This is a genomic window from Methanosarcina horonobensis HB-1 = JCM 15518, assembly GCF_000970285.1.
In the GTDB taxonomy this organism is placed as follows: Archaea; Halobacteriota; Methanosarcinia; order Methanosarcinales; family Methanosarcinaceae; genus Methanosarcina; species Methanosarcina horonobensis.
Genome location: NZ_CP009516.1, coordinates 375491 through 396188, shown reverse-complemented (window position 1 = coordinate 396188; position 20698 = coordinate 375491). Strand labels below are relative to the sequence as shown.

Below are 20698 nucleotides of genomic sequence, written 5' to 3'. Positions count from 1 at the left end.
AGATAATAAACGACTTTAATTTGAATTAACAGACTATTTTCAATCTGGGGGAATAGGTGACAATATGATACCCAAACTGGTTATACACAACAGCATAAGTCTTGACGGCTCAACTACCGGTTTTACGGCAAACCTTGATGTTCACTATGGAATCCTGGGCAGTTACGAGCCCGATGCCATGATAGTCGGTTCAAACACTGCAAAGACAGGAACACAATTTTTTTGCGAAAAAATCCCTCCTGAAGAGGAATCCGATTTCAAGAAACCTGATATCCAGCCCGATGACACACGAGCATACTGGATGATTGCAGACTCCAGGGGGATTCTTGAAGGGCTTATGCATGTATTCAGGCGTTCCGAGTACAGTAAAGATGTTATTGTCCTTGTATCGGAGAAAACTCCTGAAGCTTACCTCAACTACCTGAAAGAAAGGGACTATGACTTTATTCAGGCAGGAGCCGAGCGCGTGGACGTCAAACAGGCCCTTGAAATTGCAAATGAACGATACGGTTTTAAACTTGTTGTCTCGGACAGCGGAGGAATATTGAACAGTATTTTACTCGAACAGGGACTCGTAGAGGAAATCAGCCTGATATTGACCCCGGAAATCGTGGGGAAAAATGGAACAAACCTTTTCAGGGGCATTGAGAAAAGCGGGACTCAACTGGAACTTGTAAGAAACGAAATTGTGGAAAAGAAGTATGTGCATCTGGTTTACAGGGTCTTAAAAAAGTAAAAGCCATAATGGAGGTTATGAAAACCGAAAAATATAAAATATCATTTGCTTTCATGACTTACTGTCTGCTTTCACAGCTTACTGTAAGTTAGAAATTTTAAATCCTGGATGATCCGATGATAAAAAACCCAAGAGACGAGTTTATTCAGTTGATAGTGCATAACTCAAAGGTTCAGGGACTCGACGAGCTCACTTCGCAGATACTCGCCGTGCTCTTTATCGAACCCGAAGAGATCCCTCTCGAAGAGCTTGCCGAAAAAACAGGGTACAGCCTCTCGGCAGTCAGTACGGCTTCAAAATTTCTGGCAAGCATCGGGCTGATCAAGAAGTTCAGAAAACCGGGCTCAAAAAAAGTGTACCTTTTCATGGAGAAGGATATGATATCCATTGGAGTCCGGATTCTCAGAGCAAAATACGAAAACGTCATCCTGCCAACGAAGCAGGTCCTTCCGGGGATCATCGAGGCCTACAAAAAAAAAGAAGATTCCGAAGAGACCTCAAAAGAGCTGGAAATTGTGGAAAACTACTACGAACAGCTCCTGAGCACAGAAAAGCCATTTAAAGATTATATGGAAAATCTGGACAAGGTGGAAAAAGAAAGGAAAAAGAACAGAAAAAAGAGTTGTTCTCATTCAAAGGAGAACTTCGCTGAGGAAAAAGAGAAGTGAGTTGCTCATAGGGAAATTGCTCATAAGAAAGTTGGCATAGGCCGCAGGTCACTACTGTCGGGTCAACAATAAATGTCGTATGAAATCGGCAACTAATATTTTTAATTTTTCTGTCAATTCATGTTTTGTCCTGAAATCATTTCGCTTTGAAACTTTTTTCATTTTGTCCATTTTTTCACCATCCAAACACTCTCACTCCTATTCTGAATTTTGCCTCTACCGGTAATCTATTCCAGAAGCATCTTGTGGCGATTCTAATTGCTCAAGTTTCAAAGTGCCATGAGGCCTCTTGTTATACCATTGTACGAATTCTTCAAATGATTCAAATTCTCCTCTGAACCTTTGATATGTATCGAACCATTTCTCTATTTTTCCGTTTGTCTGAGGATGTCTTACCCTTACAAGTATTGGTTTAATTCCAAGTTCTTCAATGCGTCTTTTAAACTCACTATCCCATGAACCATCCTTATTGATTCTGTGAGCTCCGAACTCACTTCCATGATCCATTAGAGCTCCCTTAAAGGACATATATCCCAGTACTCTCTGACAAGTTCATCAATCACTTTAGTGGTGTTCTCCGTGTTACAATGAACATATTCTCCACCTACAATTATCATTTTGATGAATTATCAAGAATGGCACAGACTTGCAGCCCTAACACAGGGTTTTCATGCCAGTCGATGTGTGCAGCAGACATGTTGTGTTCACGTTTGTATCTGCACCATTTTCTTCTCTGCTTCTTTTTTCGGTTCTCATGGGCAGGGTTCATGCTGAGTAGGTGGTTATGGATTCTGTTATAAGATATCTTTCGATTATGTCTGCTTTCTATGAGGATCTCGAGGTAACAGGCTCCAAACTTGTAATCTGAGTATGTTTGGTCAATCAATTTTTTTTTCGTCGGACGATAATGGTTTTTTTTGGTAGTCCAAGGTTAGTGCCAACTTGAGGAAACTGACCAGTCTCAACATACTCTTTATAGATCTGCTGAACTCGACGGGCTGAGATCCCCAGGATCTCAGCTATCGTAGAGGTGGATTCGCCTTTCAACTCTTGAGTAACGATCCAACGGATCTTTTTCCTACTAAGTTTCACAATAGATAGGGAACTACAAACAAAATAGTTAACGCGAAATAATTTCGGGATAAAACAGGAGGAAAATATAGCGATCATAACACTATCAGGAACAACCGTTTCAACAAGTACGGCTATGGCGGGAGTAATAATAGTATAACCGGGAACGGGATCTATGATTCAGAATATGGAATTCAGCCAGGATACCAGACTCAATGCGTGGAGATCTCAGGAAAACAAAATATCAGGCTGTGACGTAGGACTTGATATGAGGCAATATGGCTTGATGGACAGTGTTTTTTAATAACAAATTCGAAAACGACGTGAATGTAAGAATGGGTGATGGTGCTAAAGTCGATGCCTGGAGCAAGAGCTCTCTAGTGAAAGGCACTAACATTATAGGAGGAGGCCCGTACATTGGCGGGAACTACTGGGCTACTCCGGTAGGAGATGGCTTTTCACAGACTCATCATGATAATAACAGCGATGGGATAGCTGAAGAAGCGTATAATATAAATTCTGGATACCGGATGAGAACGGAGGTAACGCTGTCGAAGCAAGTTCCGATATCGTTGTTGATTATTTCCCTCTGGTAACTCCTGCATCAGCTGAACCAGAACCCACTCCAACAGAGAATGTGAATGAAATGAACGAGACTGTCACTCCGACACCAGAACCGACACCTACTCCAGAGCCGACCCCAACCCCTGAAGAAACTCCAACTGAAGACAGTGGAAGCAGTTTAGGAGGAAGTCATCACAGCTCATCAGGTAGATCTGGTGGCGGTGGTGGCACTGGAGGAGCCCTTGAACCTCAAAAGAATGTCGAAACTAAAGATACAACAAAAGTTTTCATTCCTGGCGATAAATCTGTTTATTTCAACTTTACAAATGATGTAACTTTTGTTGAGTCTATCAGCTTTACTTCTGAGAAGACTGTAGGTAAAACTACAGCTATTGTCGAAAATCTCAAGGACAAACCTGCTCTGGTTTCAAGCCTGCCTGAGGGTGAAGTCTATAAGTCCTTTAACGTGTGGGTAGAAAACGGCGGTTATGAAGACTCCGACAATATTCAGAATGCAGTTATAAACTTCAAGGTTGAAAAGCCATGGATTAAGGAAAATGACATAGACCAATCTTCTATTGTGCTGTACAAATATGATGACAAGAAGAAGGAATGGGAGAAGACAACAGTAACTTTATCAAGTGAAGACAATCAATTCCTTTATTTCACGGCAAATGTACCTGGCTATTCTTCTTTCGTTATTACAGGAGACGCAGGAGAGAAAGAAGAACAAAGTACAGTAGCATCAGAATCTGTTGGAACAGTTAAAAAAACTAATTTAGGCGACAACACAAGCACAATTACAGCTAAAGCTACTGAAAGAAATGAAAAGGCTCCAGGGTTTGAATTAGTACTTGTACTCGTTTCTTTATTGTGTACGTTCCTGAAATCTAAGGAGATGTGATTTTTCACTAATCTTTTTTGAGAATATATAGTGATATTTAGAGAAACTTAGATATATTTAAGTAATAATATAAAGCTTTGGATATTGAGGCTGTATAGCTTTCAAAAACTCAAAGTACTTTTAACATTCAACCAACATTAGGTTGTCCTCTGTTGTCTGATTGATATTATTTCCAAATGCTCGTAAAGTAATTTTTAGGTTCTTTTTGTTCCGAACCTCAGTGTAACTGGAGCTGACTTGCGTTCTTTGTACAAAAACGCAAGCATTTGCCATACTGAATGTCAAATCAGAGTAATATCAACCATGTAACAATGGATGACCCAACATTACAGCCTGCTTAATAAATAAGTTTAGGGGTTTATTCCAGTGTGTAAAAACAATAAATTCTTCTTACTGTTTCTTGCAGCTTTTATATTGACTGCAAGTTGTGGAATAGGTTCTGCATATACAGAAACCAGGATAACTACTAATACAGCTGAACAAACAAACCCTTCAATTTGGAGTAATTATATTGTTTGGCAGGATACCCGCAATGGTGGGTCTGATATTTACCTGCAGGATCTTTCAACGAAAGTGCAAACAAGGGTTACTTCAAACGTCGATGCAGAATATCCCTGCGTATCCGGAGACAAGATTGTATGGCAGGATAAGAGGAATGGAAATTGGGACATATATATGTACGAGATTTCCAGCAAGAAGACTACCAGAATAACTACGAACACGGCAGATCAAACATTACCAGGAGTGTATGGCAATTACATTGTTTGGACCGATACTCGTAATGGCGGAGCTGATATTTACCTGGAAGATATGTCTACTAAAAATGAAACTTGGCTTACATCAGGCACTGGAGCAACTAATCCTACTATCTATGGTAACAAGATAGCCTGGCAGACTGTAGAGGATCAAGCCTTAGATAAAATTATATTATATGATATTTCCACGAAACGGACAACTGAAATTACCTATGGTATGATACTTGACTTTTCAATGTATGAGAATCAGATAATTTACAATGATATGTATACAGGATTAGTTACTACCTTGTATGATTTTTCTGCTAAAAAGTCGATTGAACTACCGCTTATGTTCGTTAAAGACCCTGCGATCTACAGCAACAAAATAGTGTTCACTGATAATCCTGACGGTAATTATGATATTTACATGATTACCCTTGATTCAGAAGTTCCAAATGCTGATTTTTTTGCCTCCGCGACTTCAGGAAATGCACCGCTAGCAGTGACATTTACCGATAAAAGTACAGAATCACCAAATTCATGGAACTGGAGTTTTGGGGACGGGACATCTTCCGCAGAAAAGAATCCGGTGCACACATACGATAAAGCCGGGAATTATATCGTCAACTTAACAGTAAGCAATGAAAATGGAAACACCTCAAAGACATTAGAAATAATCGTGCAGGAAGTAAAAGTTATTCCCACAGCAAACTTCAAAACTAATGTCACAAGCGGCTATGCTCCTCTTACTGTACAGTTTACAGACTTATCTGAGAATTCAACCGGAAGATCCTGGGACTTCAACAGTGACTGGAAGGGTGACAGTGGTGAAGCAAATCCAGTTTATACATTTTCAAATCCAGGGACGTACAGTGTTAACCTGACTTCAATCAATGAAAACGGAACTTCTACAAAAACAGTTACAATAACCGTAGAAATGAAAAATATTAGTGATGAAAATAGTGGTGACACCAACTCCAGCGATCCTTCTGGCAGTTCACCCGGTTCTTCGGACTCTGACAATTCATCTGATTCCGGTAGTTTCAACAACTCTTCCGATTCTTCGGACTCTTCCGATTCTTCCGACCCTCGTAGTTCCAGTGATTCTTCCGGTTCATCTGGTGGGTCTCACAGCTCAGGCAGCAGCCAACGCAGTTCCGGTAGCTCCGGTGGTGGAACTGGTGGATCTCCTGAACCTCAAAAGAACGTCGAAATTAAAGATACTACAAAAGTTTTTATTCCTAATGATCAGCAGGTGACTTTTAACTTCACAAACGATGCAACTGTTGTCAATTTCATCACCTTTACATCTGAGAAAACAATGGGCAAGACAACTGCCATTGCCGAGGATCTGAAAAACAAATCTACTCTGGTTTCAAGCCTGCCTGAAGGAACTATCTACAGGTCATTCAATGTCTGGGTCGGTAATGCAGGGTATGGCAGCTCTGACAAGATCATAGATGCTGGTATTTCATTCAAAGTGGAGAAATTCTGGATCCGGGAGAATAATGTGGATCCAGCTTCTGTCATCCTCTACAAGTACGATGACAAGAATAAGGAATGGGTACAGCTTACAGTTGAACAGACCGGAGAAGACGACGAGAACCTGTACTTCACAGCTGAGACTCCTGGTTATGGATCATTCGTAATTGCTGGAGCTCCTACTCTCCAGGTCCAGGAAGAAGCTAACCTCCCAGCTGAAAACAGGACTGTAGGGTCCGTAGCTCTTGCAGAGAATGAAACTGGAAACCCTGATCAGTCTCAGAAGAAGAACACACTGTTAAGTATTGGGATCGTGGCAGGGTCTCTAATAGTAGTTGGCGTAATAGCATGGAGTATGAGGAAGAAGTGATTACTTCGCAGTTTTTGCGAAGATCATCTTCAATCCTTTCTGTTCTCTTCCAGAGCAGACCTCATAAAAGACCCCTTCTGAATGCCTCTGGAAGGAGAACCATATTCATGAACAAGGAAAAATAAAGGCCCTCTTTTCCGTAAAAGATGTCTACCTCATCTTCCAGGCCATAATAATCAAGGTCAGTGCATTTAGGAGGATTTATTTGATTCAACTCAGAGATTTTTTTTTCTGATTATATTCCTATTAATATATTAAAAAATATTTTAATGTAACTTATGGAAAAATGCTTCAACTGCGTAAGTCCTGAAAGGTATGGAAATTAAGTCATGACGTTTTTAATTTTCTGTCAAACCATCTGACAAAAAGGATATAAATAACAAGTTTCTTAATTTTCAGAAATTTCTGAAAATTAAAATTTTATACAAAATATGAAAGCAAGAAAAAAGAGTAGATAGCATGGAGTACACGGAACTCGTAAGAAAACTCCAGAAACTGGGATTTACCGAAAATGAGGCGAAGATCTATATAGGGCTCCTTGGCCTGGGAAAAGCAACTGCAAGAGAGATACATGAATTTACGCACGTCCCAAGACCAAAAATTTATGCGACGCTGAGGAGAATGTCAAAAAAGAAGTATGTGGAAGTTACAGGAGGAACTCCGGCATATTTCTGGTGCATTGGTCCGGAACAGCTGACCGAAAGGTTGAGGGCCGAGTTCCTTTTCTCCCTGAGTGAAATACTAAAGGAACTTAATACTGCAGGGCACGGGATAAAATTCAGATCGGGAAGAGAATTAACGGAACATAAAGCAACGAAGTCACAGGGCAGTATGGGGTCAAACGGATTATAAATATCGACAACTATAAATAGCCTGGAAATTTTTTGAGTTAAACAAATATTTTTTAATAAGTTTTGAGTCTGAGAATAACCCATTTTAGGAGTAACCATAATATTAATATTAGACAATTATAATTTAGTGGATTTCGAAGATATTTTTATAAAAAGAGAATATAAGAGAGATTTTTCCTTAAAATTAGGAAATAAACCTTTTAATTGCTTTTTTTGGATTTTTACCCTCTATTTTTCAGAATTGTCTCGATCTTTTCCAGGAAAAATATACATAACGATTAATAATTATCAATCCGTGCAATAAAGTTTATAATGTAAACCTATATAATATTAGAGAGTATTAGGCAAAAAACGTTCCCGGGGAAAGTAACTCACGGGATGAAATTTACGGTGGAATGTCAATACGAACTATATAACTAATCCTATCATTTCATACCCTATCATTTCATATGAGGATAGTTTTGAAAGTCTCACTTTAAGCGAAAGAGAGGCTGGAAAGCCAGAACTCTCTACCTGGACTGAAGAACTGTTTTCAGCTTTTCTTTTAGCTGCCGGATTATGGTTTGAGGAGTGAATATATTGCTCGAAGCCTTGATGTACGGTGCAATTGCCGCTCTTATATCCGGAACTGTCCTCCCTCTCCTGTACCGCAGTAAAAACACAAGAAAGACTGCTTTTGGCTTTTCTCTTATCTCATCGGTCCTGCTTCTGGGTTTTGCAGGCACGGTCCTATATACCGGAAAAGAGCCTGTATTTCCAGTCATCGGATTCCTGCCGGGCCTGGACTTTACTCTGACTGCAGACAGGCTAGCAGCCGGATTTATCCTCCTAATCGCAGCAGTAGTACCCGGAGTTTCGGTATACTCGGTGGAATATGTGGAACACGTTAAAAGCGAAGCCAGGAAAAACCTGCAGGCAGCCCTGACAAATCTTTTTATCCTTGCCATGCTGATGGTCATACTTGCAGGCAATATGGTAGGCTTCCTGATTTTCTGGGAAATAATGTCCCTTTCCTCTCTCCTGCTAGTCCTGCACGACTATTCTTCCGAGGAGAATAAAAAAGCCGGCTTTTTCTACTTCGTGATGACCAGTATAAGTACGGCTTTTCTTTTCCTGGGATTCATAAGCCTCTTCAGGCTGACAGGCTCTGCCGATTTCGGACCACTGGAATATCCTGCGGCAGATCTGGCACTTCCATTCCTCTCTCTGTTTATTGGCTTCGGAGTCAAGGCAGGGCTAGTTCCTTTCCACAAATGGCTGCCCTATGCTCATCCTGCAGCCCCGTCAAATGTTTCAGCTTTGATGTCAGGAGTTATGCTTAAAGTCGCAGTCTACGGCTTCCTGCGTTTCCTGCTTTCAATTTCCGCGCCTGAACTCTGGTGGGGAGTGCTCATCATCACAGCAGGCAGCCTTTCAGCTCTCTTCGGGGTAATTTACGCCCTTAAGGAAAATGATATAAAAAGGCTCCTTGCCTACAGCAGTATTGAAAACATAGGGATCATCTTTACGGGGATAGGGCTGTATGTAATATTCAAAGTTGAAGGGCTTGAATCCCTTGCTCTGTTAAGCCTTGTCGGAGCCTGCTTCCATGCCTTTAATCATGCCCTCTTCAAAAGTCTGCTCTTCCTCTGTGCAGGCTCTGTGGTCCATACTACAGGCACAAGGAAAATCGAAGCCTTTGGAGGGCTTGTAAAAAGCATGCCTGTAACCTCTGCCCTTTTCATGATAGGGTCGGTTTCAATTGCAGCCCTGCCTCTAACAAATGGTTTTGCCGGCGAGCTCCTGCTCTACCAGGCATTCTTCCAGTCTTTTGCCGTAACCGATCCTCTGCTTACCGTATTTCTGATAATTGCTCTCTCAAGCTTTGCCCTGACCGGAGCGCTGGCAGCTGCCCTTTTCGTAAAACTTTTCGGGATCACCTGTCTTGCCATACCGCGTTCGGAAAAGAGCCGTCTTGCGGAAGAAGTCCGGAAACCCATGCTTACAGGACCCGCAGTGCCTGCAGCCCTCTGCATACTTACAGGGCTCTTTTCAAAGCAGCTCCTTTCTCTAGCAGGCTGGGAAATCGAGTTTCCGGACATGCTTTTGCTGGGGCTTCTTCTCGGGTTAATATATGCAGCCCTTTTCCTGATAATCCGTTCAAAGGAAACGAGCCCTGCCAGGATTAGCGAGACATGGGGATGTGGAATTCCGACTCTTGCGCCTTATATGGAATACAGCTCTGCAGGCTTTTCCGAGCCTCTTGTGATGATCTTCAAAAGCGTTTACAGGACAAAGATTGTGAACAGAGCTGAGTATTTCGACAAACAGGAAAGTCTCTTTAAGAAAGGGAAAGTGGAGATCCGCCTGCTTCGCTTCTTTGAAGAGTACCTTTACATCCCCCCTGCAAGGGTAATTGATAGTTTTTCAAAATATGTTTCAAAACTGCAGAACGGAAAACTTGACAGTTATGTCCTTTACGCCTTTCTCGCAGTCATCGTATTAATTATAGCAACAGGAGGCTTTGTATGAACACTTCGTTCCTGCTCTTTGCTCTCTTGAATCCGCTCTTTGCCCTACTGGCAGCCCCTCTATATATGGCTCTGATCCGGAAAGTGAAGGCATATGCTCAGGGGAGAAAGGGCCCGAAGCTCTTTCAGGTCTATTATGACTTAAAAAAGCTCATGAAAAAAGAAGCGGTCTATTCCCCTACTTCTTCATGGGTAATGCGGTTTACTCCGTACCTGAACCTTTCAACCCTGCTTGTCTGCTCCCTTTTCGTACCTCTGGTCTTTGTCCCCGAACCGGCAGGAGGGCTCGGTAACATTATTGTCTTCCTGTACCTTCTGGCGCTTGAGAGATTCTTTACTGCACTTGGCGGACTTGACGCAGGAAGCACTTTCGGAGGCATGGGCAGTTCAAGGTCTATGAGCCTTGCAGCCGTGATCGAACCTACAATGGTGATTTCTTTTGCAGCTCTGGCATTTGTCCTGAAAAGCCTGAACCTGCACAAGATGTTTGCCCTTACCGCGGGTACGGTTCTTCCCATCAGCCCGACCCTTGTCCTTGTCTCGATCTCTCTCTTCATTATCCTGATCGTGGAAACCGGCAGGCTTCCTGTTGATAACCCGGCTACACATCTCGAACTTACCATGATTAATGAGGCAATGATTCTCGAACAGACAGGAAAGAACCTTGCCCTGCTCGAACTTACCCATGCCCTTAAACAGTTCCTGCTGATGGGGATATTAATTAATACAATTCTTCCGATAGGGCTCAGTACGGAAATCGATGCCGGAAAAATCGCGGTTTCAACTTTTCTCTTCCTCCTGAAGGCAGGGCTGCTTGCAGTAATAATCGGGCTCTTTGAATCAGCCATTGCAAAGATGAGGCTCTTCAGGCTTCCTGCGTTTTATGTTATGGCATTTTTCTTTTCAGCCGTTACAATCCTTATCGAGGTGTTTGCATGATTGACCCGCTCTTCCTTGAAGGTATAATAAAGATCCTTTTTGTCTTTGTCCTTATCAGTGCAGGGCTGATCATTTCAACCCGCAACCTGAGTTCAGTACTGACCGCATACACAATACAGTCTTTCCTGCTGGCATCAGTCTCATTTCTCCTCTACATGATAGACGGAAAAGGGCAGCTTCTGCTGCTGGCAGGCCTGACTCTGGCAAGCAAGGTAATCTTGATCCCTTATTTCATCTCCAGGATAGAAGAAAAAATTAGAATAGGCAGAGATCTCCATTTTACGTATCTGGAGCCAACACCCTCTCTTCTGCTGAGCATAGGTCTTATCATACTCTCCTACACCTTCCTTTCAAAAGTCTTCGAAGGGCTGCCCCTCTCAAAGCTTTTCTTCTTTGGTGCCGTGATAGGGCTTTCCCTTACCCTGATGGGCATGCTTGTAGTGTTCAGCAGAAAAAAGGTCGTAACAAAGGCACTCGGATATCTCAGCATGGAAAATGGGGTCCTGATGTTCGGCCTCTTTGTGACCGAGCTTCCTTTCATTATAGAAGTCCTGATCATAATCGACCTTATTATCCTGGTAATGCTGACCACAATCCTGGCTGTGGGAATGGACTCCAGCATTGAAGAGTACAGGCAAAAATTCCGGAAATTGCAGGTCTGGACAGGAGTTGAGTCCCGGTGATCCGATACTACCTGTTAGTAATGGGAATATTTCTGGCACTTGGCCTTATTCCGAAGTCCCACAGGCTCATGAACGCACTTGCAGCAGGAAACGGTCTACTGCACCTTGTCATGAGCTGCATTGCCCTTCTCATGCTTGACCTGCCAGGAAGGCTAGGAGAGTCGCTCTATCTTGACCACCTTAACCTTTACGTGGAACTTATAACCGCACTGGGATTCACTGCTGCAGCCTTCTATGCCAGAGGGTACACTGACAGCCTTATGGAAGCCGGAGAACTTGACCCCAGGAATTTGAAGACTTTCTACCTTGCCTTCAACCTCCTGCTTGTCACAGCCACTGTTGCACTTTTCTCAGATAACCTTGCTCTCTTCTGGATCTTTGCAGAGCTCACAACGGTCTGTGCTGCCATGCTTGTTGCAATCCTTTCTGCAAGGGAGAACATTGATGCCGCCTTAAAGTATGTCTTTATAGTCTCGGGAGCCATGCTCTTTGCTTTCCTCGGGTTGATTTTTCTGTTCACCCTCTCGGAACAGGCTCTCGGGGAAGGAACTCTTAACTGGACAGAGCTGGAAGTGCATGTTTCTGAGTTTTCACCTGCCCTCCTCCTTGCAAGCTTTGCCTTCATGTTCATAGGTTTCGGAGCAAAAGCAGGGGTAGCTCCTTTTCATACCTGGCTTCCGGATGCCTATGCAAGGGCACCTTCAGTAAGTGCAATTCTCTCGGGACTGATGCAGAACCTGGGAATCTACGGCATAATAAGGATGTACGCCTTGCTCAGAGAAAGCAGTGCAGCCCCTCAGGCATCTTCTATACTGCTTGCAGCAGGAGTATTCTCAATTGCTCTTGCTTCGTTCAGCATGTTCCAGCAGAGAAATTTGAAGCGGTTGATAGCTTTCTCAAGTGTCGAGCATATGGGCCTTCTACTCATAGGAATAGGAATAGGGACACCTCTTGCCCTTTTCTGGGCTCTTTTCTACATGCTCGTCCATGTGCTGGTAAAGGAAACCCTGCTGTTTTCCGCAGGCATCCTGCACAGACAGTACAGAAGCAACATGCGTGAAGATATGCGGGATGTCTTTAAACTCCAGCCCAGGGCAGCCTGGGGTTTGATTCTTGGAAGCATTGCGATAGTAGGAATGCCGCCATTTCCTCTTTTTCCGGCAAAATTTTTTATCCTGCTGGAAAGTGCGGCAGTTTCTCCTTACCTGACCCTTGCAGTGTTGCTCATGCTTATCCTTGCATCCGCATCCTTTGCAAACTTTCTCTTGAAAGCTTTTTCAAAAGTGACCGTAGAGGAAGAAAACGAAAAAGACAGACACATACCCAGAACTCATGCAGGGACAGAAGGAGTTAAATCGAAGGTATTTATAAAGACCTTCGCAGAGAAAGTGGATTACGATGAAAACAGGCTTCCGAATCAATATCTCGTCAGGAGTGGAATGAGGGTTCCGGCGGTCTTCATGCTGGCTCTTGCCATTGCCCTGGGTTTTTATTTCCCCGATTCTCTGAAAGATCTGCTTGATGCGATAATTCTTGAACTCGGGTATGTTTAAGGGGCGATCGAGATGAGTATCAAAATGAGTAAAGATAAAATGGAGTTACTTTCAATTGTTTCGAGTATAAAAGAAGAAGAGCCCGAACTACTCAGTACCCGTGAAAATGAGGTATATCTGAAGATTTCGGAAAGCAGGTTTAAGGATATCTATCCTTCTCTTGCGGAGAGAAAGTTTAGCCTTACAGGACTCTTCTGTGCGGAAGCCTTTGAAAAAAAGGATGGTCTTACACTTTTCTATATATTTAAACAGGAAAGCAAGCCGCCTGTCCTTATACTTGTCAGGGAATTGGAGAGGGAAGAAAAGGCCGTTTCAATTGCGGAGACTTTTCCTTCAGCTTCATGGTTCGAGAGGGAGGTAAGAGATGGTTTCGGGCTTGAATTTACAGGGGCGTTTGATACACGAAGACTTTTCCTGCATGAGTGTTACCCTGAAGGTTTCCATCCTCTGCAAAAAGCTTTCAAAAACGGGCCAATCTCGACGGCTGAAGCCCCATGTACTGAGTACAGGTTCAGGCAGGTCAAAGGTGAAGGTGTGTACCAGATTCCTGTAGGACCTGTGCACGCAGGGATAATCGAACCAGGACATTTCAGGTTCAGTGTGATAGGGGAACCTATATTCAGCCTGGAAATCCGGCTCTTTTACAAACACAGAGGAATAGAAAAACTGGCTGAAGGAAAAACCCCTTCGGAATGCGTCCCTCTTGCCGAAGCTGTAAGCGGGGACGAAAGCATGGCAAACGCAGCTGGATTCTGTATGGCAGTAGAACAGGTCTGCGGAATAAATGTGTCTGAAAGGGCAGAACGCCTCCGAGCAGTCATGCTTGAACTCGAACGTATTTACTCCCTGCTCGGAGATCTTGCAGGCATGGCTGTAGATGTGGGTTTTGCTCTTGTAGCAAGTCCTTTCTTCGTACTCAGAGAAGAGATATTCAGGCAGAACGAGAAACTGACAGGCTCAAGGTTCTTGCGTGGAATTACCGTTCCGGGAGGGCTGAAAAAAGACATTCCAGACTCGTCCCTAAAAGAACTGCCTGTCTTCCTTGGGAGGTTTTCCAGGACTTTCGAATCTGCTTATGACAGGGCAATGTCTTCGTCTTCCCTTATCGACAGGTTTGCAACTACAGGAGTGATAAAAAAAGAACTTGTATCCCCGCTTAACCTTACAGGTCCTCTTGCCAGAGCATCAGGCTGTCCTGCAGATACCAGGCTTGACAGACCTTACGGAGCTTACAGGAATTTTGCTCCGGAGCCTTCGATGAGGAAAAAAGGGGATGTTCTTTCCCGATTTGAGGTAAAAGCCGATGAAATCCGTGCATCTGTAGCCCTGATCCTCAGTCTCATAGAAAATCTTCCGAAAGGTCCTGTATTTGCTGAAAGTACCGGATATGCCGGAAATGGGGGCAGTTCAGAAGTAACAAACAACTCTGGAGCCACAGGGTATTCTCTTGCCCTCATAGAAGCACCAAGAGGACAAAACCTTCACTGGGTCTACCTGAAAAATGGAATCGTAGACCGCTATAAGATAAGAACGGCATCTTTCTGCAACTGGCAGGCAATAGAACATGCAGTTATAGGGAATATCGTTCCCGATTTTCCCCTGATAAATAAAAGCCTTAACCTTTCGTATGCAGGGACCGACCTTTGAACTCAGGAAAACTAAAGAAACACATTGAGGTCTGATTATGGTAAATCCACTATCTCTCTTCTTCCACCCGAAAGTTACCGAGACATTTGAATTCCGTAACGAAGAACTGGAAGCTATCGGGGCAAAAATTAAAAAAGAAATCCCGAAAGTATTTGGACACAGCCTTGCCATTCGTGAACTGGATTCAGGCAGTGACAACTCTACGGAGATTGAAATCTCAAACCTCGGAAACCCCCATTATGATGTTGAGAGGTTCGGGATCTCTTTTGTAGCATCTCCGAGGCATGCTGACGTCCTGCTGGTTACAGGAGCAGTAACCCTTAACATGGCCGAAGCCGCAAAAAAAACCTATGAAGCCATGCCTTACCCAAAGTATGTAATAGCAGTTGGGGACGATGCCTGTGACGGTGGGATCTATAAGGGTTCTTATGCCGTGCTCGGAGGAGTTGACAAAATCCTGCCCGTGGATGTGAAAATTCCCGGGAACCCGCCCTCTCCGAAAGAAATCATGCAGGGAATTTTTGCCCTTGTTAAAAAAGCCCGAGAATAATTATCGGGTTTCTTCTGCCTGAGGCAGAAGCATCTTCTTTTTATACAGATCACTTTCTTTTTAGTCGAACTTTGTTTCCCAAAAAAGTTTTGTCTGCCAGCTTTGTCTGTCGGAAGAGATTTTTATTTCAAACTGTTTCCTGTGTCTTCACTGACATTAAAGTCCCTGAAGATGCCCAGAAGAGTTGATTTTTGGGAATCAACTGTCCACAGAACCCCCTGGAGAATAGATCTTTGTTGGGGCGATTTGAGGCGGGACAGGAGGATTTATAGAGTCTGAGACCTCAACACAGGTCCCAGTATGGCATTATAATATCTCTGGAATATTTTGAGATCTCTTGCTGGACTGCTTTTAGAGATGTGAAAGCGCTTCTTTGTAAAGTACAAGGTACAGTAGAGATTTAGATGACTTAATGAGGGCAAAGAGTTCTGTTGTGGAGGAAAATGGTATTAAAAGTTATGAATAATGTACTGGTTACAGGAAGAAAGGGCTTAAACGAGCAAAAAAGTAAATAATTGACTTAGAGAGAGAAAAGAGGCTTGGGAGAAACATAATGATTAAATCCCGACAAAAAAGGAAGTAAAGTAAGTAAAAATATCCTTTAAAAATGGAAGAAAAAAAATAAAGAAAAAGGCAGGGAAAGGAGCCTAACTTTAAGAAAGTAAGTGTTTTTTGGAAAAAAATATAAGTAATCAACTAAAAAGTAGCGCATGAGTGTTGCACTAAGTCCCCTTAACGGTTTTCACCTGGGAGAAAGAAAGGACTTTTGCCAATAAAAGTTGTTTCCTAAAAAAAACAAAGGAGAAATGCTCCGGTATATTTAAGAAGCTTCTAGGGGAGATGGAATAAAATGAAGATATCACTGATTGACCTGGCGTTCTTATCCGAAAAAAGAAAAGATGTATTGCTCCTGCTGGAAGAAGGACCCAAAACAGGCGACGAAATAAAAACAGCCCTTAACGTGAACTCGACTTCAATTATGCCCCAGATCAAAAAATTAAAAGAAGGGCGCCTGATAGTGCAGGACGAAAGAAATACCTACAGGCTCTCGGACATGGGAGAAATAGTTGTCGAGAAGATGGAACCTCTGCTGGACACGGTTAGAGTTTTCGAGGAAAACTATGACTACTGGACCAACCATGATTTTACCGCAATTCCCGAGCACCTCCTTAACAGGATAGACGAACTCGGAAATTACTTTCTGCTTGAAGCCGACCTTAATCGGCTTTTTGAAGTTCCCGAAGATTTTAAGAATAACCTTCTTGAGTCAAAAAATATAAAAATATTTCTTTCGTACTTTAACCCCCTCTATATTGAGATATATTCCGAACTTATACGAAAAGAAGCAGAGATGTGTCTTATCCTTACAGAGCCTGTCTTTGACAGGTTGAAAAAAGACTATCTGGAAGACCTGAAGATGCTCGTAGAATCAAAGAATACAGAAATCTATGTCTGTGACAAAAACGTAACCCTTAAAGACGTTGTAACAGAACGTTTCTGCTCACTTGTGCTCTTTGATAAAAAAGGAAAGTTTGACCATCAGCGATTAATGAGCTTCGATGAAAGTGCACTTAAATGGTGTGAAGAGCTCTTTTTATATTATAAAGATATGTCAAGACGGCTGGAAAAAGTATAATTATTGTCCGCTGAGATATGGACTGCCTGAAACAAAAGCAGTCCTTTATAACCAAAACTGAAGCCAGAGCTAGATGAAAATCGAGCTGGGACTGAAAACTGGATTGGATTCAGCTGTAACTTCCAATCAAGTACAGTTTATGAAACTTTTGGGAAGTCTTAAAGTTTTTTGATAAGTTATAGATTCATAGTCCCAGGTTATTAAGTTGAAATCTGTCTTTTATCTTTTACTCTCCAAGATACTTATCAATAAGGGACCTGAACCTGTGAATATCTATGGGTTTTGAGATATAGTCCACACATCCCATTTCAATAAAGTGTTCTTCGCTTCCCTTCATAGCATGGGCTGTGACAGCTATTACTGGAATCTCTGCAGTAGCAGGATTCTTCTTTATCCTGTCAAGAACCTCAAGCCCGTCCATTTTAGGAAGCTGCATATCGAGAAGGATAATATCGAACTTTTTCTCAGCAAGGCGTTCAAGAGCCTTTATCCCATCCTCTGCTTCGGTTACACGGTGCCCGTAAAACTCGAGGAGGTCCAGGATCAATTCCATGTTCATGGGGTTATCTTCGACAATAAGAATTTCTTTCATCATCACGCCTCTTCAGCATAGCTAATTGTTTTATCCTATTAATTAATTCTTTTCTTCCGAAAGTGCCCTTCTTCATGATAGAGATAAGGCTTCCTTTAAGCTCACCATTTAGTTCTTCGAGATTTTTCTCAGTAAACTCTGCTGCGGTACATACAATTAAAGGAATATCTTTTGTCTTTTCACCTGCTCTCATGCGGGAAATAATCTCGAATCCACTGATTTCCGGCATCAGCAAATCGAGAATGAGAATGTCCGGCTGTTGCCCGGAAAAGAGTTTGTCCAGACCTTCCTGTCCGCTATAAGCCTTTGCCACCTCAAAGCCTTCGGGCTCAATCATTGAACTCAGTAGCTCCACTGCGTTCTCATCGTCATCAATAATAAGAATTCTTGGCTCTTCAAACCTGAATTTACCTGTGATCTCTCTCAGAGAATCCAGAAGTTCGACTCTTTTTACGGGTTTTGTAAAGGAATAAGTTGCCCCAAGGGCGACTCCCAGTTCGTTATTGTCTGTTACTGAAATAATAAGTACAGGGATGCGAGCTGTATCAGGGTCGCCCTTCAACTGGCTCAGGACATGCCAGCCATTAGTATCAGGAAGGAAAACATCAAGCGTAATAACATCAGGCTTCAGTTTCTTTGCAACATTCAGAACATCTTTTCCAGTATATAAAGAGGCTGTACTGTATCCGTCTTCCCTGAGAACAACCGAAATCAATTCATTGGAGTTCCTGTCGTCATCAACTACAAGCACAAGATTCCGGGTTTCATGAGCTGTCTCAGGAAGACGGATTTCGGGAAGCCCGGACCCGTCCTGCAGACCTTTTTCACACTCTTTTGCGGAAAAAGCAGCCGTTTTACTCATTTCAAACTCCATCAGCACTTCTTTAAGGTCTTTTGTATCGACTTTTCGAGTTTCAGAAGGTCTGGTGAGAGGAATCGTAAATATAAAAGTACTTCCCTTTTCAGGTTCACTCTCAACCCAGATATCTCCCTGATGTAAATTTACGAGCTTCTTCACGAGAGCAAGCCCAAGCCCTGTCCCGCAGTATTGCCTGGAGGATGACGAATCAATCTGGGTAAAGGGCTGGAAAAGTTTTTTCTGGTCTTCAGGGGAAATACCTATTCCCGAATCAGCAACTGAAAAAATAGCTCTGTTTCCGCTTTTTTTACAGTGGACGAAAATTCTCCCCTTTTCCGGAGTAAACTTAACCGCGTTACTTACAAGATTATAAAGGATCTGAATAAGACGACTTCTGTCAGCCTGAATATCTCCAAAATCCGACTCTAACTTAAAGTCCATTTCAAGAGATTTTGCCTGGGCAAGAAGGAAAAACGTGGACTTCACCTCATCGAAAACCGAGCCAACAGAAAACTCACTGTAGTGAAGCTCCATTTTTCCGGCCTCCACTTTTGAGAGGTCAAGAATGTCGTTTATAAGTCCGAGGAGATGTTTTCCGCTGACAGAGATATTGTTAATATACTTCAACTGTTTTTCGTTGAGTTCCCCAAAAACTTTTTCGAGCAAGATATCCGAAAAACCGATAATGGAGTTAAGAGGCGTCCGCAGTTCGTGGCTCATATTGGCAAGGAACTCGCTTTTAGTACAGCTGGCAGCTTCAGCTTCCAGTTTTGCCTGAAGGAGTTTCTCTTCAGAGCGTTTATGTGCGGTAATGTCAAGCCCTGTTTGCAGGATTCCGGTTGCTTTTCCATTTTCATCCTTTATCAGATTTGCACAGATCATCCAGACTTTTCCATCGGGAGTAACTATCTCTCCCGATTCCTCATTTCCGGACTTAAGTGCCTTTTGTGCGAGAAACTTCCCAGAAATAACGTCGGACATAAGGGAGAATTCTTCATATCTGTGTCCGGTAATGTTTTCAAGCTTAAGACCCGCATGGTCCAGAGCAGCCCTGTTTGCCCAGACGATTCTAAGCTCAAGATCCATAAAGATTACAAGCTCGCTGAGTGAGTTTAGAATTACCTTCTTCTCGTGTTCCTGTGCTTTAAATTTATTGGAATTTTGTTTCAAACGGTCAATCATTCCGTTTATTCCTGTAGTCAACCTTGAAAGTTCATCGTCTCCATCCATAATGCAGTGTGCTGAGAAGTCCTCATCCTTTCCCACTTTTTTTACAAAATTATCAATGACAACGATTCGGGATACAACTTCTCTGTCAAGAAGGAACTTGCAGCCTGCTCCGACCATGAGACCTGAAAACAGGAGGAGAATTACGATATACCTGAGGGTTTTTCTGCCTATTTCATAGATGTTCCTGTCAGCATCCGTCCGAATCATAACTGCCGGGTTTCCGTTAATGTCCTCGTGCACAAAATAACCTGCTAACCGGCCTCCCTCTATATTGTGCATGTAACTCCTGTTTCCTTCTTCTGAAAATGCCTGCTGGAAATCAGGAGGTATACTGTCAGGACCGGAAAGTAAAACCGGATTTCCTGTAATCTTCTGGAGAGATTCGACAAAACCAGAATCCAATCTTCTCCCAAGGATTATTGTTCCGATTGTTTCATTGTTATCCGATGTTGCAGATACACAGCGGCAGGAAAAAATTACAGGTCCGGTTTTCAGCATGAGCATTCCATTTAGAGAATTCGTTTTATCTCTGCAGAGAAAGCTTCCATCATTTACTTTCTGACCGATTTCGGAAATTATTAAGTCGTTGGAAGTGTTACCCTCATTTTCTGAATCCGAAACCTGAGAATGTATTATCTCTCCGGAACTATTGACAAAAAAAATAAAGTCACATCCACTTAGAGTAAAAAAATCAGTAAGTAAAGTCCCGCCAAGATCTTCTGGATTTTCAGTTCGCATAAAAACCCTGACATCTTCCCTTAAAGAAAGGGCAGAGTTTATCTCATCCAGTTCAATGGTCTGGAAATCAATCATGTTATGTACATTTTCCACATTACTGATTGCCTCTTTTTCTTCCAGGTCGGAAAAACTTGAGTCTAGGATACTCTGTGATACAAAAATGACAGTTGAGGTAAGAAGGGCAAAAATTATGTAAATAATAACAAAAATTTTTCGATTAACATTCATATTCTGGACTCGACGGGGTTGAAACTGAATAGGAAGCTATATATTAATTATAATAGACAGATTTAAGCGACTTATATAAACAATTTCTACATACATAGTATAAAAATTTATCCTGAATTAGCTGTGAATAAAGGTAACCAGACCCTATTG

The 20698-nt window shown here is 42.5% G+C and carries 16 protein-coding genes and 1 pseudogene; 14 read left to right on the top strand and 3 right to left on the bottom strand.

Features of this window, described 5'->3' with window-relative positions; all coding sequences use genetic code 11:
* Window positions 1–64: 64 nt before the first annotated feature.
* A complete protein-coding gene (locus tag MSHOH_RS01630; RefSeq protein WP_048136848.1) occupies window positions 65–736 on the top strand; it encodes a dihydrofolate reductase family protein in 672 nt (223 codons plus the stop codon).
* A gap of 116 nt (window positions 737–852) precedes the next feature.
* Window positions 853–1404 carry a GbsR/MarR family transcriptional regulator gene (locus tag MSHOH_RS01625; protein ID WP_048136847.1) on the top strand — a complete coding sequence of 184 codons (552 nt, stop codon included), beginning with the start codon at window positions 853–855 and terminating at the stop codon, window positions 1402–1404.
* Between the two features lie 175 nt (window positions 1405–1579).
* On the opposite strand, the pseudogene MSHOH_RS01620 reads toward MSHOH_RS01625, so the two are convergent.
* Window positions 1580–2496 (bottom strand): annotated as a pseudogene (locus MSHOH_RS01620) (helix-turn-helix domain-containing protein).
* Window positions 2497–2650: 154 nt separating this feature from the next.
* Here MSHOH_RS01620 and MSHOH_RS25505 point away from each other — a divergent pair.
* The 12 genes from MSHOH_RS25505 to MSHOH_RS01565 all read left to right on the top strand — a co-directional run bounded on the left by MSHOH_RS25505 (window position 2651) and on the right by MSHOH_RS01565 (window position 16901).
* Window positions 2651–2779, top strand: coding sequence for a hypothetical protein (locus MSHOH_RS25505; RefSeq protein WP_275425545.1), 129 nt, complete (start codon window positions 2651–2653; stop codon window positions 2777–2779).
* Between the two features lie 31 nt (window positions 2780–2810).
* Window positions 2811–3071: a NosD domain-containing protein gene (locus MSHOH_RS01615; protein WP_158024018.1), complete on the top strand. Its 261-nt coding sequence runs from the start codon at window positions 2811–2813 to the stop codon at window positions 3069–3071.
* A gap of 50 nt (window positions 3072–3121) precedes the next feature.
* The gene (locus MSHOH_RS01610; protein ID WP_052730659.1) at window positions 3122–3943 is read left to right on the top strand and encodes a PGF-pre-PGF domain-containing protein; all 822 of its coding nucleotides are present in this window, start codon (window positions 3122–3124) and stop codon (window positions 3941–3943) included.
* A gap of 414 nt (window positions 3944–4357) precedes the next feature.
* Window positions 4358–6532 carry a PGF-pre-PGF domain-containing protein gene (locus MSHOH_RS21830; RefSeq protein ID WP_158024017.1) on the top strand — a complete coding sequence of 725 codons (2175 nt, stop codon included), beginning with the start codon at window positions 4358–4360 and terminating at the stop codon, window positions 6530–6532.
* Between the two features lie 459 nt (window positions 6533–6991).
* Window positions 6992–7384: a TrmB family transcriptional regulator gene (locus MSHOH_RS01600; RefSeq protein ID WP_082089195.1), complete on the top strand. Its 393-nt coding sequence runs from the start codon at window positions 6992–6994 to the stop codon at window positions 7382–7384.
* A gap of 569 nt (window positions 7385–7953) precedes the next feature.
* On the top strand, window positions 7954–9894 hold the full coding sequence (locus MSHOH_RS01595; protein ID WP_239451151.1) for a proton-conducting transporter transmembrane domain-containing protein: 1941 nt from the start codon (window positions 7954–7956) through the stop codon (window positions 9892–9894).
* Complete coding sequence (locus MSHOH_RS01590) at window positions 9891–10832, top strand: respiratory chain complex I subunit 1 family protein (RefSeq protein WP_048136844.1); 942 nt, start codon at window positions 9891–9893, stop codon at window positions 10830–10832. Before MSHOH_RS01595 ends, MSHOH_RS01590 begins: the two co-directional genes overlap by 4 nt.
* Window positions 10829–11515, top strand: coding sequence for a hydrogenase subunit (locus tag MSHOH_RS01585; protein WP_048136843.1), 687 nt, complete (start codon window positions 10829–10831; stop codon window positions 11513–11515). The genes MSHOH_RS01590 and MSHOH_RS01585 overlap by 4 nt, the downstream gene beginning before the upstream one ends.
* On the top strand, window positions 11512–13068 hold the full coding sequence (locus tag MSHOH_RS01580) for a proton-conducting transporter transmembrane domain-containing protein (RefSeq protein ID WP_048136842.1): 1557 nt from the start codon (window positions 11512–11514) through the stop codon (window positions 13066–13068). The genes MSHOH_RS01585 and MSHOH_RS01580 overlap by 4 nt, the downstream gene beginning before the upstream one ends.
* A gap of 12 nt (window positions 13069–13080) precedes the next feature.
* The gene (locus MSHOH_RS01575) at window positions 13081–14715 is read left to right on the top strand and encodes an NADH-quinone oxidoreductase subunit D-related protein (RefSeq protein WP_048136841.1); all 1635 of its coding nucleotides are present in this window, start codon (window positions 13081–13083) and stop codon (window positions 14713–14715) included.
* 37 nt (window positions 14716–14752) lie between these two features.
* Entirely contained in the window at window positions 14753–15265 is a 513-nt protein-coding gene (locus MSHOH_RS01570) for an NADH-quinone oxidoreductase subunit B family protein (protein WP_048136840.1), read from the top strand.
* Window positions 15266–16115: 850 nt separating this feature from the next.
* A complete protein-coding gene (locus MSHOH_RS01565) occupies window positions 16116–16901 on the top strand; it encodes a helix-turn-helix transcriptional regulator (RefSeq protein ID WP_048136839.1) in 786 nt (261 codons plus the stop codon).
* Between the two features lie 226 nt (window positions 16902–17127).
* Here MSHOH_RS01565 and MSHOH_RS01560 read toward each other — a convergent pair whose 3' ends face one another.
* Both MSHOH_RS01560 and MSHOH_RS01555 read right to left on the bottom strand, forming a co-directional pair.
* Window positions 17128–17493 (bottom strand): response regulator, encoded by a 366-nt coding sequence (locus tag MSHOH_RS01560; protein ID WP_048136838.1) that lies wholly within the window; start codon window positions 17491–17493, stop codon window positions 17128–17130.
* Window positions 17465–20548 (bottom strand): response regulator, encoded by a 3084-nt coding sequence (locus MSHOH_RS01555; RefSeq protein ID WP_048136837.1) that lies wholly within the window; start codon window positions 20546–20548, stop codon window positions 17465–17467. Before MSHOH_RS01555 ends, MSHOH_RS01560 begins: the two co-directional genes overlap by 29 nt.
* Window positions 20549–20698 lie beyond the last annotated feature (150 nt).